Source organism: Arthrobacter sp. SLBN-83, assembly GCF_006715285.1.
Taxonomy (GTDB): Bacteria; Actinomycetota; Actinomycetes; order Actinomycetales; family Micrococcaceae; genus Arthrobacter.
Map to the genome: position 1 here is coordinate 764,568 of NZ_VFMX01000001.1, position 23,728 is coordinate 788,295.

At 67.0% G+C, this 23,728-nt stretch carries 23 protein-coding genes; 16 read left to right on the forward strand and 7 right to left on the reverse strand.

Going from position 1 to position 23,728, the window contains the following annotated elements; genetic code table 11:
• The first annotated feature begins 60 nt into the window (after positions 1-60).
• Positions 61-1,344: a glycoside hydrolase family 76 protein gene (locus tag FBY30_RS03355; protein ID WP_142131230.1), complete on the forward strand. Its 1,284-nt coding sequence runs from the start codon at positions 61-63 to the stop codon at positions 1,342-1,344.
• On the opposite strand, the gene FBY30_RS03360 is transcribed toward FBY30_RS03355, so the two are convergent.
• Entirely contained in the window at positions 1,341-1,958 is a 618-nt protein-coding gene (locus tag FBY30_RS03360) for a YdeI/OmpD-associated family protein (protein ID WP_142131231.1), read from the reverse strand. The genes FBY30_RS03355 and FBY30_RS03360 overlap by 4 nt on opposite strands.
• Positions 1,959-2,064: 106 nt before the next feature.
• Between FBY30_RS03360 and FBY30_RS03365 the strand changes: the two genes are divergently transcribed.
• From FBY30_RS03365 to FBY30_RS03380, 4 genes are all read left to right on the forward strand, one after another.
• Complete coding sequence (locus FBY30_RS03365; protein ID WP_142131232.1) at positions 2,065-2,808, forward strand: VOC family protein; 744 nt, start codon at positions 2,065-2,067, stop codon at positions 2,806-2,808.
• A 9-nt stretch (positions 2,809-2,817) separates the two neighbouring features.
• Entirely contained in the window at positions 2,818-3,357 is a 540-nt protein-coding gene (locus FBY30_RS03370) for an NUDIX hydrolase family protein (RefSeq protein ID WP_142131233.1), read from the forward strand.
• Between the two features lie 88 nt (positions 3,358-3,445).
• A complete protein-coding gene (locus tag FBY30_RS03375) occupies positions 3,446-4,477 on the forward strand; it encodes a DUF6707 family protein (RefSeq protein ID WP_142131234.1) in 1,032 nt (343 codons plus the stop codon).
• 72 nt (positions 4,478-4,549) lie between these two features.
• Complete coding sequence (locus FBY30_RS03380) at positions 4,550-5,278, forward strand: SRPBCC family protein (RefSeq protein WP_142131235.1); 729 nt, start codon at positions 4,550-4,552, stop codon at positions 5,276-5,278.
• A gap of 15 nt (positions 5,279-5,293) precedes the next feature.
• Here the strand turns inward: FBY30_RS03380 and FBY30_RS03385 are convergent, their stop codons facing one another.
• On the reverse strand, positions 5,294-6,607 hold the full coding sequence (locus tag FBY30_RS03385; RefSeq protein WP_142131236.1) for an MFS transporter: 1,314 nt from the start codon (positions 6,605-6,607) through the stop codon (positions 5,294-5,296).
• Between the two features lie 47 nt (positions 6,608-6,654).
• On the opposite strand from FBY30_RS03385, the gene FBY30_RS03390 reads away from it, so the two are divergent.
• From FBY30_RS03390 to FBY30_RS03400, 3 genes are read left to right on the forward strand one after another with little or no spacing between them, the layout of a single operon-like run.
• Positions 6,655-7,212, forward strand: a complete 558-nt coding sequence (locus FBY30_RS03390; protein ID WP_235009323.1) for a CGNR zinc finger domain-containing protein — start codon at positions 6,655-6,657, stop codon at positions 7,210-7,212.
• A gap of 44 nt (positions 7,213-7,256) precedes the next feature.
• Positions 7,257-8,543, forward strand: coding sequence for a tRNA guanosine(34) transglycosylase Tgt (gene tgt / locus FBY30_RS03395; RefSeq protein ID WP_142131238.1), 1,287 nt, complete (start codon positions 7,257-7,259; stop codon positions 8,541-8,543).
• A 35-nt stretch (positions 8,544-8,578) separates the two neighbouring features.
• The gene (locus tag FBY30_RS03400) at positions 8,579-9,337 is read left to right on the forward strand and encodes a dienelactone hydrolase family protein (RefSeq protein ID WP_142131239.1); all 759 of its coding nucleotides are present in this window, start codon (positions 8,579-8,581) and stop codon (positions 9,335-9,337) included.
• 122 nt (positions 9,338-9,459) lie between these two features.
• On the opposite strand, the gene FBY30_RS03405 is transcribed toward FBY30_RS03400, so the two are convergent.
• A complete protein-coding gene (locus tag FBY30_RS03405) occupies positions 9,460-10,221 on the reverse strand; it encodes a queuosine precursor transporter (protein ID WP_142131240.1) in 762 nt (253 codons plus the stop codon).
• A 195-nt stretch (positions 10,222-10,416) separates the two neighbouring features.
• On the opposite strand from FBY30_RS03405, the gene FBY30_RS03410 reads away from it, so the two are divergent.
• The 4 genes from FBY30_RS03410 (at position 10,417) to FBY30_RS03425 (ending at position 13,336) form a co-directional block, all read left to right on the forward strand.
• Positions 10,417-11,073 carry a TetR/AcrR family transcriptional regulator gene (locus tag FBY30_RS03410; protein WP_142131241.1) on the forward strand — a complete coding sequence of 219 codons (657 nt, stop codon included), beginning with the start codon at positions 10,417-10,419 and terminating at the stop codon, positions 11,071-11,073.
• A gap of 21 nt (positions 11,074-11,094) precedes the next feature.
• Positions 11,095-12,006: a TIGR01777 family oxidoreductase gene (locus FBY30_RS03415; RefSeq protein WP_142131242.1), complete on the forward strand. Its 912-nt coding sequence runs from the start codon at positions 11,095-11,097 to the stop codon at positions 12,004-12,006.
• Positions 12,003-12,407: a hypothetical protein gene (locus tag FBY30_RS03420; protein ID WP_142131243.1), complete on the forward strand. Its 405-nt coding sequence runs from the start codon at positions 12,003-12,005 to the stop codon at positions 12,405-12,407. Before FBY30_RS03415 ends, FBY30_RS03420 begins: the two co-directional genes overlap by 4 nt.
• A 71-nt stretch (positions 12,408-12,478) precedes the next feature.
• Entirely contained in the window at positions 12,479-13,336 is an 858-nt protein-coding gene (locus FBY30_RS03425) for a hydroxymethylpyrimidine/phosphomethylpyrimidine kinase (RefSeq protein ID WP_142131244.1), read from the forward strand.
• Between the two features lie 71 nt (positions 13,337-13,407).
• Here FBY30_RS03425 and FBY30_RS03430 read toward each other — a convergent pair whose 3' ends face one another.
• The 3 genes from FBY30_RS03430 to FBY30_RS03440 form a co-directional block, all read right to left on the reverse strand.
• Positions 13,408-14,682: a serpin family protein gene (locus FBY30_RS03430; RefSeq protein ID WP_142131245.1), complete on the reverse strand. Its 1,275-nt coding sequence runs from the start codon at positions 14,680-14,682 to the stop codon at positions 13,408-13,410.
• A gap of 136 nt (positions 14,683-14,818) precedes the next feature.
• Positions 14,819-16,567 carry a pyruvate dehydrogenase gene (locus tag FBY30_RS03435; RefSeq protein WP_142131246.1) on the reverse strand — a complete coding sequence of 583 codons (1,749 nt, stop codon included), beginning with the start codon at positions 16,565-16,567 and terminating at the stop codon, positions 14,819-14,821.
• Between the two features lie 184 nt (positions 16,568-16,751).
• Positions 16,752-18,146: an MFS transporter gene (locus FBY30_RS03440; RefSeq protein WP_142131247.1), complete on the reverse strand. Its 1,395-nt coding sequence runs from the start codon at positions 18,144-18,146 to the stop codon at positions 16,752-16,754.
• A gap of 245 nt (positions 18,147-18,391) precedes the next feature.
• On the opposite strand from FBY30_RS03440, the gene FBY30_RS03445 reads away from it, so the two are divergent.
• The 4 genes from FBY30_RS03445 (at position 18,392) to FBY30_RS03460 (ending at position 22,144) form a co-directional block, all read left to right on the forward strand.
• Complete coding sequence (locus tag FBY30_RS03445) at positions 18,392-19,063, forward strand: response regulator transcription factor (protein ID WP_142131248.1); 672 nt, start codon at positions 18,392-18,394, stop codon at positions 19,061-19,063.
• Entirely contained in the window at positions 19,060-20,505 is a 1,446-nt protein-coding gene (locus FBY30_RS03450) for a HAMP domain-containing sensor histidine kinase (protein WP_142131249.1), read from the forward strand. The genes FBY30_RS03445 and FBY30_RS03450 overlap by 4 nt, the downstream gene beginning before the upstream one ends.
• Positions 20,498-21,508, forward strand: coding sequence for a TAXI family TRAP transporter solute-binding subunit (locus tag FBY30_RS03455; RefSeq protein ID WP_142131250.1), 1,011 nt, complete (start codon positions 20,498-20,500; stop codon positions 21,506-21,508). The genes FBY30_RS03450 and FBY30_RS03455 overlap by 8 nt, the downstream gene beginning before the upstream one ends.
• A gap of 123 nt (positions 21,509-21,631) precedes the next feature.
• The gene (locus FBY30_RS03460; protein WP_160141446.1) at positions 21,632-22,144 is read left to right on the forward strand and encodes a hypothetical protein; all 513 of its coding nucleotides are present in this window, start codon (positions 21,632-21,634) and stop codon (positions 22,142-22,144) included.
• Positions 22,145-22,173: 29 nt separating this feature from the next.
• Here FBY30_RS03460 and FBY30_RS03465 read toward each other — a convergent pair whose 3' ends face one another.
• Positions 22,174-23,688, reverse strand: a complete 1,515-nt coding sequence (locus FBY30_RS03465; protein WP_142131252.1) for a helix-turn-helix transcriptional regulator — start codon at positions 23,686-23,688, stop codon at positions 22,174-22,176.
• Positions 23,689-23,728: the final 40 nt, after the last annotated feature.

The window sequence follows — 23,728 nt, forward strand, 5'->3', positions numbered from 1 at the left end:
CACCCTGCACGCATGCCGCCTTGCCCCGGCGGCTCCTTAGGCACGGTTAGGGTGGACGGCATGACGTCCAGCAGCACTTCCATGAGCATCTGGCCGGACAGGGCAAACCACGCGGCCCGGTCCGTCACCGCCCTGTTCGGGCACAAGCTGCTGTTCCTCCCCGGCACCCATCTGGGCGCGGTGCTGTGGCAGGGCAGGCATCCGGGCCGGCAGGCCCGGCAGGAACAACAGGATCAAGCCGTCCATCCGGGTAACCGGTGGCTCGCTTTGCTCCGGCGTGCCCGGCCGGCGGCTGCCCTGGCCCTCCCCTGGCACTACTGGTGGCAGGCACATTATGTGGACTGCCTGGTGGATACCGGCCGGCGCGAACTTGGCGGAGGGGCAACCCCCGCTGCCCGGTTCGACGGCCCGGAGCGTCCCAGCGCTGGCCACCTGGCCTCGCGGCTGGTGACGGGCATCAGGCTCCGCAACGCCCTGACCTTCGTGAACAGCTACTACGACGACATGGCCTGGCTTGCCCTGGCAACCCTGCGGCTGGACCGGCTGGCCGAGGAGACGCGCCGCCCTGGCCGCCGCCGCAACGCCAAAGTCCGTGCGTCACTGGCGCTGCAGTTCGACGCCGCCTGCACCGACGACCTTGGCGGCGGAACGTTCTGGAGCAAGAAACGCGACTTCAAGAACACCCCCGCAACGGCGCCGGTGGCACTGTTCTATGCCCGCACGGGCCGGCACGCCAAGGCCCAGGCACTGCTGGACTGGCTGGACGCAACCCTGTTCGACGCCGGGCAGGGGCTGTACCTGGACGGCGCCCGCCTCAACCCGGCCGGCGAGGTGGTGTTGGAGCGGGCCGTGTACACCTACAACCAGGGCCCGGTGCTGGGCGCGCTCCTGGAACTGGGCGGCGAAGCGAACCTGGCCCGGGCGGCCGTCGTGGTGGACGCGGTACAGCGGCTGCTGACGGTTCCTGCCGGCGGACCGGAGGGCGTTTCCGCCGGCGATTCGGTGCTCCGCTGCGAAGGAACCGGCGACGGCGGCCTGTTCACCGGGATCCTGTGCCGTTACCTGGCGCTTGCGGCCGTGGATACCCGGCTTCCCCAGGCCACCCGCACCACTGCTGCCCGGCTGGTGACGGACACGGCCGGGGCGTTCTGGTCCGGCCGCCGTCCGGTGGGCCCCAGCGAAGCCGGTGCGAGGTTGCACGGCAGGAGTGTCTTCTCTATGCACGCCGCGCAACCGGCGGCCGCGACGTATCCGCCGGGCGCCGCCGTCGAACTCTCCACCCAACTGCAGGCATGGATGACGCTGGAGGCTGCCGCGTCCGTAGCCGCCGCAGGCCTGCCCTAACCGGGGTCGCTTGAGTCCAGCCCGGCGGGGCGCTTCTTCTGCGGATAGGGCGTCTCGCCGCGGGCCAGCATGTCAACGAACCCGGCGATCCTGCGCTCCCGGGTGGCGGCCTGCTTCGCGGAGTTGGTCCGGTACACAAGGGAGAACAGGTTGGTTTTGGTAAGCACGTCGAAGGTTGCCTGCGCCGCCGGGTTCGCTGCGATGGCGGCCGCCAGGTCTGCCGGAACCTGAACATCGGCTTGCCCGCCGTAGGCCGCGTCCCAGCGGCCGTCGGCCTTGGCGGCCTCTACTGCCGCCCTGCCGGCGTCGGTCATCTTCCCCTCCTTCTCCAGCCGGGCAACGTGGCCCACGTTCCGTGCCGACCAGATGCTGCGGGGGCGGCGGGGCGTCATCCGCTGGAACACGCTTTCGGCGTCGCGGCGCCTGCCCTGCCCGTCGATCCAGCCAAAGCAGAGCGCCTCGTCCAGCGCCGCCGGATAGTCCAGGCTGGTCACGTTCCCGCCCTTCTTGTGCACGACCAGCCACACGCCCGGGCTGGTCCTGTGGTTTTCTTCCAGCCAGGCGCGCCAGGCAGCGGCATCAGGCACCAGCAGTTCCTCAAGGTCATCGGCCATGGCCTAATTCTGCCCGCGGAATCCCGGGCCACAAGCCCCATGTGCACCGGGTCTTCAGATGGCATCATGGCCCTACAGACCGTTTCCCCACCTCAAGGACAACGCCATGCTTCGAGTCCGCCCCGTCCACTTCACCTCACGCACCGACTCCTGGAAGCAGTTCCTCACCGCGCTGGGCATGGTGCAGACAGAGGACGACGGCGGCTGGCACGTCTTCGATTCAGCGTCCGGACGGCTGGCACTCCACGATGCGGAGGCCGGGTCCGGGCAGGACGGCCACACCGTATTCGCGGTGGAGGTGGGCGACGTGGCCGAATTCGCGCGCCGCACCAATCTGTCCGCGCAGGAGGATGGGACACGGGGGGAAGGAGCGCAGCCAGCCGAGCTGGTCACGGAAGCCCACGGCGAAGCCTGCCGGATCAGCGCCCCGGACGGCTTCAGTTTCATGGCTGGCAAAGCAACCCACGCCGCCCAGTGCGCTGACGCCGACCCCGCCCTGGCCGTCGTCGCGGTCTGGTACACGGCGGACCCGGAGGGAGCCGTCCGCACCCTGCTGCATGTCGGCGCCCGCCCCCGCCCTGTCCCGGACAACGATGAGACCGCCGACTTCACTGCCAAGAACGGCGGCGTCCTCCTGGTGCGGCCGGCGGCAGGGGCGTCCCGGTCGGGTTTGGGCTTTGAGTACGACGGCGGCCTGGAACCTTTGCGGGACCGGCTCACCGCCGCCGGTTTTGCCGCCAGCCTCACCGAGGAGGCGTTTGGAAGCACCCTCCACGTGGCCAATCCGGACGCCGGCAGCCCCAACGCGCCCGCCACGGTGTGGATCTCCCAGCGCCGCCCCATGGGGTAGAACTTAAGCATGAACGTGCGCACACCTGACCCGAATCCCGGCTGGCTCTCCGAAGAAGACCTCTTTGAGGCGCGCGGGCGGCTGCCCATGGTGTACGTGGAGGCAGTACCGGTCAGGCTGGATCCGCTGGGGTACGTCAACGAGGTGGGCACGCTGCTGCAGGCTGACGCGGACGGGACCATGGTGCGTTCCCTGGTGTCCGGCCGGGTCATTTACCGCGAAACCATCCGGGCCGCCCTGCTGCGGCACATGGAAAAGGACCTGGGTCCCTTGGCGTTTCCGCAGCTGCCGCTGAGCCCCGTACCGTTCACGGTGGCCGAATACTTCCCCGCACCCTCACAGACAGGGTTCACGGATGAGCGGCAACACGCCGTGTCCCTGGCCTACGTCATTCCGGTGACGGGCGAGTGCGAGCCCCGCCAGGACGCCCTGGAACTGACGTGGATGACCCCCGAGGAAGTCCTCAGCCCGGGCGTCCAGCTGGAGTTTCCCGGCGGCCGCGGCGGCCTCATCCGGCAGGCCCTGGCGTTCGCAGGCGTGGGCTTCTAACCACCCCGCCGGGACGTGGGGGTCCCCGGTTTTGAGTGCCCGCCTTTGTAGACTGTAGGGCGGACCGCAAGAGAACTTAAGGACTCCCATGACCGAATCACCAGCCGCCAGGCACCACAGTGAACAGCAGGCTGGATCTCTGACCACCGGCAGCCACATCCTCCTTCCCGACGGCCGGCGCACTGCCGAAATCGACCAGGTTGAGCTCGAGCACGACGACTTCGGCTCCCCGGCACTGGTGCTGGCGAGCCTTTCCGGCGGCGGCACGCTGCGGGTGGCCATCGGCACCATGGTCACGGTTGTGGATGGAGCGCACGACGACGTCACCCAGCTTCCGCTGCCGGCAAACCTTCCGGAACCCACGCCGTATGCTGAAACCACCGCACTCAACGACGGGCGGCAGGAGCAGCCCGGCGGCGGGACCGGTCCCATCCCGGTGGCGCCCGCCGTCGTCGTACCTCCCCTTCCGCCGGTACCGCCCGCCGCCACCGGCCCAAGTGAGGAGGAACTGGCGCTCATCCCGGCCCCTGCCGGCACCCCTGAGTCGGTGGTGGAAGCCGCCGCCGAGGCGCACCCGGACGCGGAGGGCGTCCTGCTCCTGGCCGATCGGCTGTCCAAGGGCGTCAACTTCAAGTCCGGAAGCTGCCTGAAGGACCTCAGCGACCTGGCGCACGAACTGTTCATCACCCTCAAGGACGCCGACGGGGCATTGTCCGTGGCGGACCTCCTGACCGTGCTGCCCTACGACGGGAACCCCGGCCGCTGGACCTCCGTGGAGGCGTCCCTGGCGCTGGCCAGCTACATCTGCCGGCAGGACGGCCAGGACAAGCGCGCCGAGGTCTACGAGAAGCTGATCCGCACGCCGGAAAACCAGGAAACGGACCCGTTCAAGGCGCGCATGGCCGCCAAGGTGCGGCAGCGCTCGCTCAACGAGCCCAACCTGTACGACAAGGAGATCTTCCGCTCCATCGACAACTCCAACCACGACGCCGAGCGCGAGTGGCGGCTGCTGAGGCTGGAGTCCCTGCTCTTCCTGCGGGCACACGGCGGCTCGGAAACCATCGGAATGTCGGAGCTTGAACGGCGCATCAACAACGAGCTGGAAGCCGTCCGTTCCTGAGCTTTCCGGCGACTGCCCGGATGGGGAAATTCCCCCTACCCGGGGCTGTGTCCACGGCGTACATTCGGGGCTATGACGAACAATCTCAGCGTAGTGATCAACGCCGACGCGCCGCAGGTCTGGACCATGCTGCGTGAACCGTCCAAGGTGGCCCAATGGCACGGCTGGCAGGCCGAGGACCTGGAGTCCGAGATCAAGGAGATCTACTTCTCCAGCGACGTGGAGGAATCCGCGGACCACACCAGCCTGACCGTGCACGGCGGGGACACGTTCGAGCTGCATCCGGTGGCGGGCGGGACCCAGGTTTCAGTGACCCGCGGCGCGGTGGACCACGACTCCGAGTGGGCCGCCTGGGATGAGGACATCACCCAGGGCTGGCTGACGTTCCTGCAGCAGCTCCGGTTTGCCCTGGAACGGCACCCCCACGGCAAGCGGCACACGCTGTTCCTGCACCTGACGGAGGGCAACGGTTCTGCCATCGAAAAACTTGGGCTCTCAGACCTCCCGGCGCCTGGGGAGCCGTACCAAGTGACATTGGGCACCGGCGAGGAGATCAGCGGCAAGGTCTGGTACCGGACCAGCCACCAGGTGGGTCTCACGGTGCACAGCTACGCAGAGCACGGCGAGGGGCTGCTGGTGGTTGCCGACCACCCCGCCATCAAGGACGTGCGTGCCGAGGGCGACGGCTCGCTGGTTGTCGCCTCCACCTACGACCTCGGGGCCGGGGCGTTCGATGCCATCCGGCAGTCCTGGGATTCCTGGCGGGCCTCGAACTACCCGGCCTCGGAACCGGCCAGCTGAGTTCACCGGGGCTGGTCAGTTGATGCCCCCGGGCTCCCTCCAGCGCCCGGGGACGGTCGTCACCAGGACCAACGGGACCAGGGCCACAAGTCCGGCGAGCGCGAGCGCGGCGAAACCCGACACAGCGAGGAACGGGCCCGACAGGAATGCAGCTGCGGCACCGCAGAGATTGGCGAGCGCATCGACCGCACCCTGTGCCCTGGCCCTGTTCGGCGTAGTGAGTGCCTCGTTGAAGAGGGCGGACCCGGCAACGTTGGTGAAGGACCAGCCGATGCCGAGCAGGACCAGCGCAACGACGACCGTGGCGGTGCTTTCCGGATTGGCAACGGCTAGGAGGAGCGCGGCGGCGAGGATGGCGACGGCGGTTGCGACCGCGAACCGGGCACTCTTCCGGTCGATGACCACCCCAACGATGGGTGCGAGCGCGTACATGCCGACGATATGGACGCTGATGGTAAGTCCAATAATGGTGACAGTGCCGCCATGATGGTGCAGATGCACCGGGGTCATGGTCATCACCGAGACCATGACCACCTGCGCGGTGACGATCGCCAGGACCGCAGTACCTGCCCGCTTGCTGCTGCGCACAGCGGTGACCAGTTCCCGCATGGGCTGACGCATCCCCTGTGACCGTGGGGATGGTTCTGCGCCGCCTGATTTGCCGGCGTCGGGTCCGGCGGAAGGGAGCCCGAGGGACAGGGGCTCGGGCCGAAGGGCAAGGGCCACAACAAGGCCTGCTCCGCCAAGCGCGGCAGCCGCGATGAGGAAGGCGCCGGCGTATGCAGTGAGCCCGGTGGCGTCCCTGATCCAGCCACCGGGGATGCCGAGGTTGGGGCCGATGACCGAACCGAGGGTGCCCACCCAGACGACGAACGCCAGCGCCCGCCCGCGCTGATGTGGAAGGGCGCGGTCGGTGGCTGCAAAGCGGCTTTGCAGGGCCACGGCGGAACCGATGCCGATCAGGACCAGGCCCGGAAACAGCAAAAGCGCGGATTGCCACTGGGATGCGCCGACGAGCATGGCTGCACCGGAGGCCGCGGCCAGCCATCCTGCGCTGAGGGCAACACGGCGTCCCCTCCTGGCGGCAAGAGAGCCAAGGGGAAGCCCGAAAAATGCAGCTCCCAGGGTGCTCGCCATACGGGCCAGGCCGGCCCACACCTCGCTGTTCGTGACGTCCTCAGCCAGCAGGACCCCAATGGAAGGCGCCACGCCCACGCCGACCGTCCCAATGATCTGGGCGAGGACGAGGACACCAAGGATCCTGCGCTGGACAGATGCCTGGTGGGAGTCTGCGGCCGTGGCGGCAGGAGCGGGAGTCCGGGACGTCATGGACCTTAGTGTGGTGTCATAGGTCAATGCCTTTCAACCATGACAACATGATTGGTGTCCGCCTCGCCGAAGACCTCGTGAACCTGGCCTGCAGCGGCGGGTGGACCCACTTGGCGGTGTGCCGGCTCCTGCGCGGTTCTTTCGTCCGGTCCGTTGACCTCGATGCACTGGATGACGCCACGCTGCGGAGCCTGCGTGACTGGACCCACCAGCTGCGGTCCGTCTTTGACAGCCACTCGGTGGCCGCCCGCACCGAGCACCTGAATGTGCTCCTCGAGGAGGGCGTCCGCGCGGTGCGGCTGGCAGTCCACGACGGCCTGCCCCCGCACCTGCACTTCGCCGGCACTGAGGATGACCTGGTGCAGCGGGTGAAGGCACTCACTTCCGGGGGCCTTGCCATTTTTGCCGTCGAAGCTGAAGCCGGACGCATGGGAGTATGTGCCCGGCCCGGATGCGGGCGGGTGTTCGTGGACACCAGCAAGAACGGACGGCGGGCGTACTGCAGTGCCAAGTGCGGCAACACCCACGCCGTTCACCGGTACCGGGAACGGCAACAGGGCGCTGGGCACTCACTTGGCCGCAGCGTTTCCGCTCCCGCCCGGTAGCCGCGACTTACGGGCGCCGGGCGGTTTGCTGGCACACTGGTACGGTGCCAGCCAACCCTGCCTTCGCCCTGCCTGATACCCGCTCACAGTTTTCCTTCACGGTAGGCACGCGCCTGGCGGAGTCCTGCCCGCCCTCCCAGGCACAGGTTGCTGAAAACGGCGGGGAGTTCCTGGGCCGCACCGGCACCATCACCACCCCGCACGGTGAGATCCAGACGCCCGCGTTCATCGCCGTCGGTACCAAAGCCACGGTGAAGGCCGTCCTCCCCGAGTCCATGGCGGACCTTGGCGCCCAGGCACTGCTGGCCAACGCCTACCACCTCTACCTGCAGCCGGGCCCGGACATCCTGGACGAAGCAGGCGGCCTGGGAGCGTTCATGAACTGGCCGGGCCCCACCTTCACGGACTCGGGCGGATTCCAGGTGATGAGCCTGGGCTCGGGATTCAAGAAGGTCATCGATATGAAGTCTGTGGACGCCTCCGGGCCCGATGACGCCGTGGCACCCGGCAAGGAACGCCTGGCGCACATCGACGACGACGGCGTCTGGTTCAAGTCCCACCTGAACGGCGACCGGCACAGGTTCTCCCCCGAGATCTCCATACAGGTCCAGCACCAGATCGGCGCGGACATCATGTTCGCGTTCGACGAGCTGACCACGTTGCAGAACTCGCGGCGGTACCAGGAAGAATCGCTGGAACGCACCCGGCTGTGGGCGGAGCGCTGCCTGGAGGAGCACTTCCGCCTGACGGAGGAACGCGCGGGCAAGCCGTACCAGGCACTGTTTGGCGTGATCCAGGGCGCCCAGTATGAGGACCTGCGCCGGAAGGCCTGCCGTGATCTTGGCGCCATGCCGTTCGACGGGTTCGGCATCGGCGGGGCGCTGGAGAAGGAAAACCTGGGCACCATCGTCCGCTGGTGCAACGAGGAGCTCCCGGAGGACAAGCCGCGGCACCTGCTGGGCATCTCCGAACCGGACGACATCTTCACCGCCATCGAAAACGGCGCCGACACCTTCGACTGCGTCTCCCCCACCCGGGTGGCCCGGAACTCCGCCTTCTACACCCCGGAAGGCCGGTTCAACCTCTCCGGCGCCAAGTACAAACGCGACTTCGGGCCGCTGCAGGAAGGCTGCGACTGCTACGCCTGCGCCAACTACTCGCGCGCGTACATCCACCACCTCTTTAAGGCCAAGGAAATGGTGTCAGCCACCCTCATCTCCATCCACAACGAGCGGTTCGTGGTGAAGATGGTGGACGACGCCCGGCTGGCCATTGAGTCCGGGAGCTTCTTCGAGTTCAAGGCTGACACCTTGGGCCGGTACTACTCCTAGGCAGGACCATCAGGGAGCTCCGGTAGGGTGTCCCCATGCCTATCGAATCCATCGAAATCCCTGCCGCCGACGGCACCGCAGAGGCCTTGGTGGCCCGCCCGTCCACCGGAACAGGCCCTTTCCCGGGCGTCATCTTCTACATGGACGCCTTCGGCCTGCGTCCCCGCATCCAGGAGATGGCCCAGCGCATCGCTGACTGGGGCTACGTGGTGCTCGCGCCGAATGTCTTCTACCGGGAAGGATCGGCTGCGGAGCTGGCCCCTTCAATGGACATGACCAGCCAGGAAGGCCGGGAAGCCGCCGGCAAGGCTGCCTTCCCGCGGGTTGGCAGGCTGACCTCGGACAAGGTGCTGCCGGACATCGATGCCTGGGTTTCCGCGCTGAGGTCGCTCGACGGGGTGGCGTCCGGCCCCATCGGAACCACCGGCTACTGCATGGGTGCCCGTCTCGCCGTCCGCACGGCCACCTCCCACCCCGACGACGTGGCAGCCTGCGGCGGCTTCCACGCCGGCGGCCTTGTCACGGAAGAACCGGACAGCCCGCACCAGGGGCTCAAGGACGCAAAGGCCCGTTTCGTGTTCGGCCATGCGGACCACGACCCAAGCATGGCGCCCGCCGCCGTCGCCCGCCTTGGCGAAACGCTCAAGGACGCGGGGCTGGAGGCATCCAATGAAATCTACGCAGGCGCCCCACACGGCTACACCATGGCGGACACCTCGGCCTTCCATCCGGAAGCCACCGAGCGGCACTTCACGGAGCTACGGGCGTTGCTGGATGGCGCGCTGAAGGGCTAAGCCGGCCAGCCGCCGTCGAACCCGCCGGAAAGCTGCCGGCCCGCCGAAACGTTGCGGCGAGCCGGCAGGTTTCCGGCCATTCCACACGATTAGCTGTTGGAACATACGACGCCGCGTGGCAGCTACGCGGCGTTGGTCACCGCTTCCGCGGGGCGGGCCGGGGCACCGTAACTGGGCTCGCGCCGCTTGACCCAGTTGATGGCCAGCGAGGTCACGGGGACGAAGAGGAACTCCACCAGGGTCTTGTAGACGAAGCCCACCAGCACGTAGTTCACGAAGCTGCCGAAGTCGGCGATGCCGATGACGGGCGCGGCGATGCTGCAGAAGATCAGCGTGTCCACGAACTCCCCGGCCCCCGAGGATCCCATGAGCCGCGCCCACAGGGACTTCTCCCCCGTGCGGGCCTTCATCCGGACCAGGATCCAGGAGTTGATGGTCTGCCCTGCCAGGAATGCCAGCAGGGAGGCCAGGACGATCTGCGGCACGGGGCCAAGGGCGCCTTCCAGGGCGGACTGCTTGGCGGCGCCGTACTCGTCGTCGAACCCGGGCAGCGCGATGACCACCCAGTAGCAAAGGGAAGCGAACACGGACAACGCGAAGGTGGTGAAAATAGCCTTCCGGGCAACCTTGAAGCCGTAGACCTCACTGATCACGTCCCCGAGGATGTACGCGAGCGGGAAGAGGAAAAAGCCGCCGTCGGTGACGATGGGGCCGAATGCCACTCCCTTGGACGCTCCGATGTTGGACAGGATCAGCACCACTGCCATGGCCGCCAGCATGATCCCGAAGTAGGGCGAACCGATGTCCGCGAATCTGGCGGCGGAACGTGCGGCAGTTTGCTGGATGTCTTCGGGCACGGCGCTGCGGCCGGGGGCAGGGGTCATCAAGGGATCCGTTCAGGAGTGGTTGGCCGGCGCGCCGTCATGGGCGGCCGGTTGTATTAGCACTCGTGTCATTCTCGCACCGCGTTGCGCAACAAAGCTCCTCGAGCAGCAGGGCTGACCGGCGCGGAGTATTTTTTGAACATGTTCAAGTAGTGTGGCACACTGCTTTTGAACACGTTCAAGAATGGGGATGCCGTGGCAGCGAAGAGCGAACAGACCAGGCAGTTGGTGGCGGACACAGCGCTGCGCATGTTCCGGGACATCGGGTTCGAGAAAACCACCATGCGCGCCATCGCCGCCGAGGCAGGCGTTTCCGTGGGCAACGCCTACTACTACTTCGCGTCCAAGGATGACCTGGTCCACGAGCTGTACATCCAGGTACAGGCAGAGCACGCGTCACGGGCCTCAGAGGCGCTGGACGGGACCGCCGCCCTGGCCGACCGGCTGAAGGCCACGCTGCATGCCGGCCTTGACGTCATGGCCCCGTACCACCGGTTCGGCGCCGACTTCGTGGCTACCGCCATCCGGCCCACATCACCGGTTAACCCCTTTTCAGCAGGGTCCACGACCGCGCGGGAGGCATCCCTGGACATCTTCAGGCGCACAGTGGAGGGGGCCAAACCTGCCGTGCCGAAAAAGCTGCGGGCCGACCTGCCGGAGCTGCTGTGGTTTTGCTACATGGGCGTCACGCTCTTCTGGGTCTATGACACCTCGGAGGGCCAGCGGCGGACCAGGAAGCTGGTGGACGGCGCGGCCCCACTCATTGCCCGCGGACTGGCACTGGCCCGCATCCCGGGAGTCAACAAGGTTCTGGACGATGTCCTGGACCTGAGCCGCAGCATCCGCGCTTAGGGAAGAACATTGGGGGAAAAGATGAGCAGTAGAAAAACCGTTGTGGTGGCAGGCGCCTCCGGCTTCATCGGCACGTACCTTCGCCGGCGTTTCCAGGAGGACAGCTGGACGGTGCGCACCATAGGACGCAAGGGAACCGGCAGTTCCGCGGCAGCGTGGGACGACGACGCCGGCATGGTCCGGGTGCTCAACGGCGCCGCACTGGTGGTGAACCTCGCCGGCCGGTCCGTCTCCTGCCGCTACAACAGGCGGAACAAGGCGATCATCATCGACTCACGCGTGGCCACCACCAAGGCCCTCGGCCGGGCCATCGCGCAGTGCCAGGAGCCGCCGTCGACCTGGCTGAATGCCAGCACCGGCACCATCTACCGCGACGCCCGCGACCGCCCGCAGTCCGAAGCCGGGGGCGAGCTTGGTTCCGGGTTCTCCGTGGACGTGGCCAAAGCCTGGGAGGCAGCCCTCGAGGCCGCCGCCACGCCGGACACCCGGAAGATCCCGCTGCGCATCGCCATCGTGCTGGGCCCCGGCGGCGGTGCACTGACGCCGTTCGCCAACCTCGCCCGGCTGGGGCTGGGCGGCCACATGGGTGATGGCCGGCAGCAGTTCAGCTGGGTCCACGTGGAGGACCTGTACCGCAGCATCCGCTTCCTGCACGCCCGCACCGCGATCACAGGGCCGGTCAACGTGGCCTCACCGGACGTGGTCAGCAACCAGGAGATGATGCGCCTGGTGCGCCGGGCCTATGGCGCGCGTTTCGGCATACCCACTCCTGCCTGGCTCCTCCGGGCAGGCGCCGTCCTGATCCGCACGGAGACCGAACTGGTGCTCAAAAGCCGCTGGGTGCAGCCGCAGAAACTCCTTGACGCGGGCTTTGTCTACAGCCAGCCGGAGTTGGGGCGGGCACTGCTGCAGATTGCCAAGGGCCAGGGATGAGCCGCCCGGTGCGCGTCACCTTCGGTCCCGGCGCGTTCCTTGCCGGCACGTTCCTCACAGTCCTGGTCTTCGGGTTCCCCCTGGGTTTCCCCGGCTATCTCTACGGAACGCTCTCCGCGTTGCTTCTGGGCATGCCCCTGGCGCTGACTGCCGGAGTTTGCATGCGGCCGGTCCGCAACCAGCTGCTGCACGTCCTGGCCGTCGGCGCGGCAGGGCTGGTTACCGGGATGCTCACGCTCATGTTCATTACCGGGAGCCACTGGCCCGCCATGTGGGGCACAGTCCTGTGGACGGGGTTCTGCGCAGCCCTGGGGCGCGCTGCCGTGTCCGGCCTCGTCACCGTCCATGACGCAGCCGGGCACCAACCCGGGGTACCCGCACCTGCACCGCTGGAACCCTGACCATACGGCGTCCCGGAGCCCTGTCCGGTGACACATGGAAAGCGTCGCACGCCGGGTGGCAGGATGGGTTCATGACTTCCGTATCCCCTGACGCAACGCTGTCCGCGGACGCCCCCGCCGTCGTCCTCACCATCGCAGGCTCCGAGGCCACCGGCGGAGCCGGCGCCCAGGCCGACCTGAAGACCTTCCAGGAGCTGGGGGTCTTCGGCATCGCCAACCTCACCTGCATCGTGTCTTTCGATCCGAAGGACAGCTGGAACCACCGCTTCGTGCCGGTGGACCAGCAGGTGATCGCGGACCAGTTGGAGGCGACGACGGCAGCGTACGGCCCGGCGTCGGGCGCGCCTTCCGCACTGGACACGGTAAAGATCGGCATGCTGGGCAGCCCGGCCACGATCAGCACGGTGGCCGGCGCACTGCAGGAGAACAGCTTCGCCAATGTTGTCCTGGACCCGGTACTGATCTGCAAGGGCCAGGAGCCCGGGCACGCACTGGACACGGACCAGGCCCTGAAGGCGCAGATCCTGCCGCTGGCCACGTTCGTCACGCCCAACCACTTCGAGGCGGAGTCGCTGTCCGGCCTGGAAATCACCGACGTTGAGTCCCTCAAGGCCGCTGCCGTCCGCATCCATGAGCTGAGCGGCGCGGCTGTGCTGGCCAAGGGCGGGGTGCGGCTGGAAGGCCCGGACGCCGTCGACGTCTTCTACGACGGTGACACCCTCGAAGTCCTGAGCGCTCCCAAGGTGGGCGAGGTGGCCGTCTCCGGGGCCGGCTGCTCGCTCGCGGCGGCCGTGACGGCGGAGCTTGCCAAGGGTGCCAGCCCGCTGGAGGCGGCACGGACGGCCAAGGAGTTCGTCACCGCCGGCATCCGGAACCGGGTTGCCTCCGGCGCCCCCTTCGATGCCCTGTGGCAGGGTGGCGCGCGTTGACCTTCCTGTCCTGACGCTCCCTCACCTCTGAGGGAGCGTCAGGACTGGCCTTCAAAATCCCGGGGAAGGTCTCATGATGAGCGGGGATCGGACACCCTGCCCATAAACAGCGGCAGCCCGGTCTCGACGTGGACGATCTCGTAGAGGAACGGCCGATCGAAACGGATCGTGCGCGAGGAGAAGGTGCCGCTCACCGCCTGCGCGTTGATCTGGGTGGCGGCGGCCGCAATGGTGCCCTTCTCCGCAACGGTGATGTTGGCGGCCTGCGCGGCCTGCGTGATCTTCAGGCCAGGCTGGATCGAGTCGAAATCTGTCTCGGTTTCAAGCATCTTCCGCAGGCCGAGGCCAGCGAAAACCTCCCGCAGCTCGAAGCTGCTCTTTTCGTCCCAGTGCGGCAGGTAAATCTGCGTAGGCGCCAGGGCAGCCGCGGCCAGCGCCGGGGCAGCATCTGCCAGGTATGGCACCGCGGCGCCGGGAGTCCCTGCATCGGGAAGAACCAGCCGCATCACGAACCCCTCGGCGTAGGGAAGGTCGACGGCCTGCCAACCCTCGCCCCGGGCAAAGGCGAGATCCTGGACGCCGGACATGGTGGGAACGGAAACCTTCTCGCCGGTCGCCGTCGTGAACGGACGGTCTGCGGTGTCCGCCGGATTGAAAGGGACCTTCCATGCCGAGGCGAAATACACGGCATTGACCATACTGAAGGTGTTTTCGCGGCGATAACCAGCGGGTGCCTTTTTGATCCGTCCGCCGGTGTTCTTGTCTACCCAGGCGTCGATCGCCGGTTTGGTGGTGCCCTCATCCTGGAAATCCACTGGATATACACCGGCCCCGAAGTATCGGGCCAGGGCGCGGAGGTAACCGTCCCCCGTCGGCACGCCCTTGTCCACGAACAGTCCGTTGGCGGTGTGCAGGACCGGCAGCCGCGGAGGATTCTGCTCGTCCACCGAGCCGGGGTCGCCGTCGAAAGCCTCCAAGGAAGCGAGCAGCGCGGCCAGCGCCTCCTCGCGGTGCTGTGTGGGGAGGTCAATGACTTTGTCCATCTCGGCGGCCGTCGCCCCAGACGCACCCGTGCGCAGCATGGCCAGGGCAAGCAGCAGGCTGCCCGGGGACGCAACGACGTTGCCGTTTCCAGCCTCCCCGCCGTTGGCGAGGAGCGTTGCGCCCAGTTTCCGGGCTGATGCCTTAAGCTGCGCCAGCTCGGCCTGATAGTCGGACCGGCCCACCGACACGCGTTCGACGCCGTCGGCCTTCAACACTGCCGGCGGCGAGGCCGCACAAGCCGTCAGAACCAGCGCCAGGCCCGCTGCGCCCGCAAGAATGCGTGCCGGAATCTTACGTTTCATCGCGTCCCCCAACGCCCATACACCGCGAATAATGGCGGAGATCCGCCTACGGCCAGTCAAGCACCGGCCACGGGATAGCGCGACCGTGCCCGGGTCACGATTTGGTGCCGTTTCATCTGGGAACCGGCGCCCCGCTTTACCGACGCGGGATGTTGCGGAGGTTGCTGCGGGCCATGCTGACGGCCTCGCCTGCGCCGCGGTTGAGCACCACCTTGGACATGGCGGTGGCGAAGCCGATCACCTGGGAGCCGGAGATCTTGGGCGGGATGGACAGCGCGTTGGGGTCGGTGATGAGCTCCACCAGTGACGGGCCGGGGTGGGCAAACGCCTCCCGGTAGGCCGCCTCGATCTGGCTCGGGTCAACCACCCGCACGGCGTGGAAACCCAGTGCCTGTGCCACGGCCGCGTAGTTGGCATCCGGCACGTCCACACCGAAGTCGGGCAGGCCGTCCACCAGCATCTCCAGTTTCACCATGCCCAGGGTGGAGTTGTTGAACACCACCACGTTGACCGGCAGCTTGTACGCCGCGGCTGTGATGAGTTCGCCCATCAGCATGGACAGGCCGCCGTCGCCGGAGACCGAGATGACCTGCCGGCCCGGATACGCCAGCTGCGCGCCGATGGCGTGCGGGAGGGCGTTGGCCATGGAGCCGTGCAGGAAGGACCCGATCAGCCGGCGCGTGCCCAGCGGGTTGATGTAGCGCGCGGTCCAGACGTTACACATGCCCGTGTCCGCGGTGAAGATGGCGTCCTCGGCGGCCACCTGGTCCAGCAGCGACGCCGCGTACTCCGGGTGGATGGGCTGCTTCTTCTCCACTTTGCGGGTGTAGGCGCCCACGGCCTTGTTCATGAGCCGGTCGTGCTTCTTGAGCATCTGGTCCAGGAACCGGCGGCTCTTTTTGGCCTTCACCAGGGGCAGCAGCGCCCGCAGCGTGGGCAGGATGTCGCCGTGGACCGCGATGTCGACGTCGGTCCGCCGGCCCAGGCGCTGGGCCGCGCGGTCCACCTGGGCGGTGCGGGTGTCCGGCAGGAACTGGTCATACGGGAAGTCCGTGCCAAGGAGGATGAGCAGGTCGGCGTCCTCGATGCCCTCCGCCGCGGCCCCGTAGCCGAGGAGGCCGGTCATGCCGATGTCGAACGGGTTGTCGTACTGGACAAAGTCCTTACCGCGCAGCGAGTGCCCCACAGGCGCCTTGGCGAGCTCGGCGAGCGCCATCAGCTCACTGTGCGCCCCTTCCACGCCGGCGCCGGCGAAAATGGCCACCTTGCCGGCGTCGTTGATCGCGTCCGCGAGCGCCTGCACGCTGGCGGGATCCGGCACCAGGGAGGCGGGACGGAAGGTGGCCGGGGCGGGGGTGGAACCTACAGCCTCCAGGCCGGCGATGTCACCGGGCAGGGTCACGACGGCGACTCCCCCGAGTCCCAGCGCGTGCTGGATGGCGCTGTGCATCACGCGCGGCGCCTGCTCGGCGGTGCTGACCAGTTCGGAATACACGGAGCACTCGTTGAAGAGCCGGTCCGGGTGGGTTTCCTGGAAGAAGTCGGTGCCGATCTGCTTGCTGGGGATGTGCGAGGCGATGGCCAGCACGGGCGCCCCGGAGCGGTTGGCGTCGTAGAGGCCGTTGATCAGGTGCAGGTTGCCGGGCCCGCAGGATCCTGCGCAGACGGCGAGCCTGCCGGTGAGCTGCGCCTCGGCCGCTGCGGCGAACGCGGCGGCTTCCTCATGGCGGACGTGGATCCAGTCGATGCCGCCCTTCGCGGAGCCTCCCGTCTGGCGGACGGCGTCCACGATCGGGTTGAGGCTGTCACCCACAATTCCATAGATCCGCTGCACGCCGGCAGCCTGGAGTTGTTCGATGAGCTGGGTGGCAAGTTCCTTGGCCATAGGTGCAGACTCCCGCGTTTGTGGTGGTGTTCTGACATGGCCCAATATAGTCCGCCCACCTCAGCGGGCACTTCAGAACAGGTGTTCAGCAGCAGCAGTCCAAACAAAAGGAGGCGTACGACGGCGGCCCGGCAGCCGCCGTCGTACGCTTCCTTGGGGAGTCACGTCCCTTTGGACGCCTGGACTAGACGCCGAGGGCGTCTTTGTCCTTGCCGCCGCCCTGCGGTGCCTGCTCCCAGGCGTGGCCCTGCTCATCGTCGAGGTGCGTGGCCTTCTTGTTCTTCAACGCGAAGATGTAGACCACCAGCGAGATGGCGATCGCCACGGTGACGTAGGTGAAGAACAGGTCCTCCCGCTCCGCTTTTTGGAAGGCCGCACCGATCAGGGGTACGGTGCCGCCGAAGAGAGAGTTGGCGATGGCGTAGCCCAGGCCCACGCCGAGGGCGCGGATGGAGGCCGGGAAGAGTTCTGCCTTCACGAGGGCATTGATGGAGGTGTAGCCGCCCACGATCACCAGGCCGCCCATCATGAGCAGGAACGCGGCGAACGGATCCTTGGTGCCGGCCAGGGTGGACAGCAGCGGCCAGGTGAACAGTACGCCGGTGATGCCGAACCACATCAGCAAGGGCTTGCGGCCCACCTTGTCGGAGATGATGCCGTAGACGGGCTGGAGCAGCATGAAGATGAACAGGGCCCAGAAGTTGATCACGGAGGTGTCGGTCTTGGCGATGCCGGACGTATCGTTCATGAACTTCAGGATGAAGTTGGTGTAGGTGTAGAAGGCCACGGTGCCGCCCAGGGTGATGCCGATGCAGACCAGCAGCGGCTTCCAGTAACCGGTGAAGAGCAGCTTGAGTGTGCCGGGCTGTGCCTGGCCGGACTTCGCGGGGGTCTTCGCAGCGTTGATCTGTTCAGCGGAAACGGTCTCTTCCATGGAGCGCCGCAGCCACAGCACCACCAGTGCGGCCACGCCGCCGATTGCGAACGGAATGCGCCAGCCCCACTCGCCCAGGTCGCCCTTGGGCATGACGTTCTGCAGGATCACCAGGACCAGCAGGGCCAGCATCTGGCCGCCCACCAGGGTGACGTATTGGAAGCTGGAGAAGAAGCCGCGGCGCTTGGTGGTGGCGGCCTCGGACATGTAGGTGGCGCTGGTGCCGTACTCGCCGCCGACGGAGAAGCCCTGGATCACGCGGATGAGGACCAGCAGGATCATGGCCCACAGTCCGATGACATCCTGGGTGGGCAGCACGGCGATGGCGAAGGAGCCGGCGGACATCAGGGTGACACTGAGCGTCAGCGCAGCCTTACGGCCGTGGCGGTCGGCGTACCGGCCGAAGAACCAGGCACCGATGGGCCGCATGAGGAAGGATGTCGAGAAGACGGCCATCGCTTCGAGGCCCGCCTGGAGCTCATCCTTGGAGTTGAAGAAGTGGGCCTGGAAGTAGGCGGCGAAGACGGTGTAGACGTAGAGGTCGTACCACTCCACAAGGTTGCCCGCGGAACCCTTCAGGATGTTGCCCACGGCCCGCCGGGTCTGGGCGGCCTCCGATAAGGGCGCGGTTTGTTGGGTGCTCATCGGTGAGTTCCTCCTTGTGATGACGTGCGTCCTCCAACGCCGGAGGGCCTCATCCACGGTATGGGTGATCCACCGCACAACCAACGCTGCGGAGCATTTCCTAACACTTCCTTAGGTTTTGGCTGACTGCCCTCCCCGCTTTGCCCGCTTTGCCGGGCCGCCGCCGTCCGGCATAACCGTTCCTTAGGCGGTAGTCTCCAAAGGCGGGGGATGATCCGGAACCGCGGCAAGAGCAAGGAATGGCAATGGATGTGCTGATCGTCGAGGACGACGACGCCATGGCCGGCGCCCTTACCGCTGCCGTCGAAAGCGCCGGGCACCACGCGCAGAGGCTCTCCCGCGGCGCCGACGCGCTGCTGTCCCACCGGAACTTCCAGGTAATCCTCCTGGACCTTGGCCTGCCGGACATGGACGGACTGGAGGTCCTCCGCAAACTCCGCCAGGTTACCAACGTCCCCATCCTCATCCTCACCGCCCGCGACGACGAGCGCAGCGTTGTGCTCGGCCTACGTTCCGGCGCGGACGACTACCTGGTCAAACCCGTGAAACTGGTGGAACTCCTGGCCCGGATCGAAGCCGTGACCCGACGGGCCGGGCGCGCCGGCGGCACCCCGCAGGAGGACGTCATCGTGCTGGGCGACCTCGCCATCGACCTGAACCGGCGCAGCGCCGCCAAAGCGGGCCTGCCGCTTGCCCTGACTGCCACTGAGTTCGAACTCTTGGCCCTGCTGGCACGCCACGCAGGGTCTGTCGTCACCCGCGAACAGATCCTGGATGCGCTATGGGGTGACGCCTTCCTGGCCTCATCCCGCTCACTGGACGTCCACCTCACCGGGCTGCGGGCAAAGCTGCAGAAGCCCGGGTTCATTATCAACGTCCGCGGCGTGGGCTACCGGGTGGAGGCGGCCGGCGCATGAGGCTGCGGGTCCTGGGCGTGCTCAGCGTCCTCTGCCTGGTGGTGGTTTTCCTGATCTCGGGCACCATCCTCACGTCCGCATCCCGTGAGCTGACCCAGGAACTGCAGATCAACCGGGCGGCGTCGCTGAACCGCTTGGCCCAGGTGGCCTTCGATGCGGCGAATGACGGCGACACCGTGCGCCTGCAGCGGGAAATGGACACGTACTCGGGGCTGTATGGCGAGGGAATCGTGGTGCGGGTGCAGGCGTCCACCCTGGTCTCAGGGGGCCTGTCCGCCGAACGCCAGGATGTGCAGAATGCCTTGTCCCTGGCCCGGCTGAACGTGAGCGGCACATCACTGAAGCCGCTGGAGCCGTTCAGTTCAGGCTCCCAGGTCATCTTCCGCCCCTTCGGCAGCGCCAGCCAGGTCCTGGGTGCAGTGGTGTTGGACGTCCATGCAGACACGGCCCGGCAGAAACTCCGTGAGCGCTGGCTGGGGGTGGGCGTGGCCGCGCTCGCGCTGGCCACCATACTCCTGGTGGGGGCGGCACGGGTTACAGGCTGGGTCCTGCGGCCCGTCCTCCGCCTGGATTCGGCGGTACATGAGCTGGAGCGGACCGGGCGCATGGAACGGCTTCCGGAGGACGGCCCACCTGAGCTGCGGGAACTGAGCCGGTCCTTCACGGCCATGGCCAGGACCGTCAGCGCCAGCATGGCGGCGCAGCGGCAGCTGATCGCCGATACCTCGCATCAGTTGCGGAACCCGGTGGGCGCCTTGCGGCTGCGGCTTGACCTGCTGCAGCTTGAGCTGAAGACAGCCCGCGAACACGATGCAGCCGAGCGTGCCGTGGCGGAGCTGGACCGCGTGGAGGAGATCCTGGACGGGGTGCTGAAGCTTGCCGCGGCGGAGCACCGGGCGTCCGAAGGCTACCTGCGCGCGGCCGGTAGTCCCGGCGAGCATTTGCCTGCCCAGCCGCTGGATCCTTACCCGGTGCTTCAGGGGGAGATCGAGCGTGCAGCGCCGCTGGCGGAACAGGCGGGGTGCCGGCTGGTCCTCGCCGGGCCGCCGCAGCCGCCGGCGCTGGTCGCCTGCCACCCGGCAGAGCTGGCCCAGATGGCGGGCGAACTTCTCAACAACGCCATCAAGTACGCCCCCGGCGCCACGGTGGCGGCGGCGGTCCGGCTGGAGCAGGATGTGGTGGTTGTGGAGATTTCCGACGACGGTCCTGGGCTTCCGGCCGCAGAGCGCGCCTCTGCTGCCACCAGGTTCTGGCGGTCCCCGCGGCACTCTTCAGTTCCGGGGACCGGGTTGGGTATGACGATCGTGGGTGAGCTTGCCTCGGCCAACGGTGGCCGCCTGGTGCTGGCCGAGGCCTCCCCGCATGGGTTGTCAGCCCGGATCGAGTTCCCCGTTGCTGCTTCTGACCCGGCGCTTCCGGATACGGGTGGTGCCAATGCGTGAACCACTTGCCCCGGGCTGTCCCGGCCCCCTGCCGGCGCGACGCTCCGTGCTGAAGTCAGCCTTCGCCGTCGGACTCGCAGCGATCCTGCCGCCTGCCCTCAGCGCCTGTACCGGCAGCGACCGGCCGGAGAATCTCGTGGTGGCCGGCGGTGAACCGGGCGGGTTCTATCTGGAGTTCTCAACCCTGCTGGCTGCGGCACTGGAACGCCATGGCGTTGCCGCCCATGCCCGGGCTGAGGCCACCGGCGGAAGCTTGGACAACATCGCCGAGCTTCGGGCAGGGCGTGCCGCTTTCGCCGTAGCCTTGGCCGATGCCGCGAGCCAGCCGGGCGGGGACACCGCGGAGGTCGCCGCCATCGGGAAGGTGTACGAAAACTACGTCCACTGCGTGGTTCGCAAGGACAGCGGCATCCGGGATATTTCCGGGCTGGCCGGGCGCAGGGTCGCAGTGGGCCAGCCGGGATCGGGCACGTCCCTCACCACTCCCAGGCTCCTGGAAGCGGCCGGGCTGGGCACCTCAACGGAGGGAGCCGCGCCCGCCGCCGGAACTGCCGCCGTCGAAAATCTTGGCCTGAATGACGGGATCGCCGCCCTCAAAGCCGGAACGGTGGAGGCCCTGTTCTGGTCCGGCGGGGTGCCCACGGCGGCCATCGCCGCGGCCCAGCAGGAGGTGGCTCTGGGGCTGCTGGACCTGTCCGGCCTGCTCCCGGAACTGCGCCGGCGATATGGCGGCATGTACGACCGCGTCCTGATTCCCGAAGGCAGCTACCCCGGAATTCCGGCAGTGTGGACCGTGGGCGCACCCAACCTGCTCCTGTGCCGCCGGGACTTGGACAACACCACCGTGGAGCGGACCGTCCAGTTGCTGGTGCACAACGCCGGCGAGCTGATTCCGCAGTCCACCCTGGGCGTGCAGTTCCTTAGCGCCGAGAGCCTGATCAACACCGCCGGCGTCCCCCTTCACCCCGCCGCCGCGGATGCGTACCGTGCCCTCCACGGCTGACCCAACGCCCGCTCACATCTTGCTGCAAATCCCCTATCGCCCGCTCACTTTTGGCGCTTGCAGATCGACTTTCCACATACGCGGTTCCGGGTGTAGCAGGGCCGACAATTTCCTCCCTACTGTTTGGACATCCAGAACGGTATGAAGCGGAGGAATAGTGTGGGCAGGAACCAGCGCCGACGGGCGGCACGAACGAACCATGTTTGTATCCAATCCGGAGACCAACGGAAAGCCACCACCACAGACGTGGTGCCCCCCTCATCCAGCAATGTTCGCGAGTTAGAGGCCTTGGCCCCAGCATGTATTGGCTGGTATGGCGAACACCCCTTCATCGCCGACGTGGGAGTCGTGTTGGAAAACCTGAAGTGCTTCTTCCGCTACTACCCGGAATTTGACGAGAAACGTGCCATCACGGCTCTCGACCCGTACGAGTTTGCGGAAAGACTCGCGTCGCTCATAATCAGTGCCGTGTACGAAGGCCTCGCGGCCGCCTATTCGCTGATGCAATTTATGAACTTCCTGCATGATTCCGGCCGGTGGTTCGGCAGCTCGGAATCGTACCGGGCAGTGAACGGCATCCTGACGGACATCATCTGTCTGGATATGAGCGTCAGACTGCGCACCCCGCAGGTGTAGACGACGTCCCCGCTGCATCCGCTGACAGCTCAACTGCCGGAGTGTGCCTGAAGGAAGCTGTACACCTCGGTCTCGTCCACGCCGGGGAAGGCTCCCGGAGGCATCGCGGCCAGCAGGTGCGAGTGCGCCCGCGCGGAGGGCCAGGCGTTGCCGGCCCACTGGGTGGCCAGCTCCGCCGGGGGCCGCTTGCAGCAGGTGGGATCCGGGCAGTTGGACGTGGCCCGGGCGGTGGTCTCGCGACCCCGGAACCACTTCACATGCTGGTACGGCACCCCGATGCTGAGCGAGAATTCACCGCTCGCTGACCGCTCCGTGCGCGCGGTGCACCAGTAGGTTCCGGACGGTGTATCGGTGTACTGGCTGTAGGCGCTGAACTTGTCAGGAACGTCGAAAACAGCACGGGAAGTCCAGGCCTTGCACGACGGTTGCCCCTCGATGGCGCCGGTGTGGTCCTGCGGGAAATTGACGCCGTCGTTTTCGTAGGCCTTGTAGATGATGCCGCTCTGGTGCGTCTTCTGGAAATGCGTGGTGAGGCCCAGGTGCTTGGTGGCCAGGTTGGTGAAGCGGTGCGCTGCGGTCTCGTAGGACACGGCGAAAGCATCCCGGATATCCTCCACCGCAATCTCCTTGGCCGCTTTGGCTTTCTGCAAGAAATCCACGGTGGCCTGCTCGGGCAGGAGCAGAGCGGCGGCAAAATAATTGGTGGCCACCCGCTGGGCCAGGAAGTCGCCGTAGTTCTTGGGCGTCTCGTGGCCCAAAACGTAGTGGCCCAGGGCCTGCAGCAGCACCGAGCGGGGGTCGTGGTCCTGCCGCTGGCTCTGCGTCAGGTAAATTTTGCGGTTCTTCAAATCCGTCACGGAGCGGGTGGAATGCGGCAAATCACCCACATGGTGCAGGGTGAAACCGAGGTGCGCGGCGATGTCCGCGATAACGTGCTGGCTCAGCGGACCGGTGGTGTACCCCACCTCTTTGAGGACCTTCTGCGCCTCGGCCTCGTACTCCGGAAAGTAGTTGCCCCGTTCCCGCATCATGGCCCGCAATTCACCGTTCGCGCGGCGCGCTTCCTCAGGAGTGGCCACCTGCTCATTCATCTTCCGCTCCAGCTCATGCAGCAACCCCACCTGGGCCTCCAGCACATCCAGCGGCAACCGCGAACTGATACGGATTTTGGGCAGGTTCAGCGATTCATACAGCGGTCCGCGCTGGTAGCGTTCCAGCTCGATTTCGAGGGCCGCGCGGCGGCTGGGCGGCTCGGCCCCGAGCAACTGGTCGATGCTGACATTCAACGCACCCGCCAGGTGCTGCAGCAGCGTCAGCTTGGGCTCGCGCTTGCCGTTCTCAATCAGGCTGAGCTGGCTGGGAGCAGTCCCGACGGCGGCGCTCAGGTCATCGAGCGTAAGCCCTGCTTGTTTGCGCAGGTGGCGGACGCGCCGGCCGAGCGCGTAGACGTCGAGTTCCGGGGCAGCGGCGGTGGACGATGGCTGGGAAACGTCCCTGTTCCAGCTTGAAGGCGACATTTCTGAAGAATACGTGAAGAACCGCATTTCTTTCCATACTTTTTGTCTAGAAAGGGGGTTGAAAGTG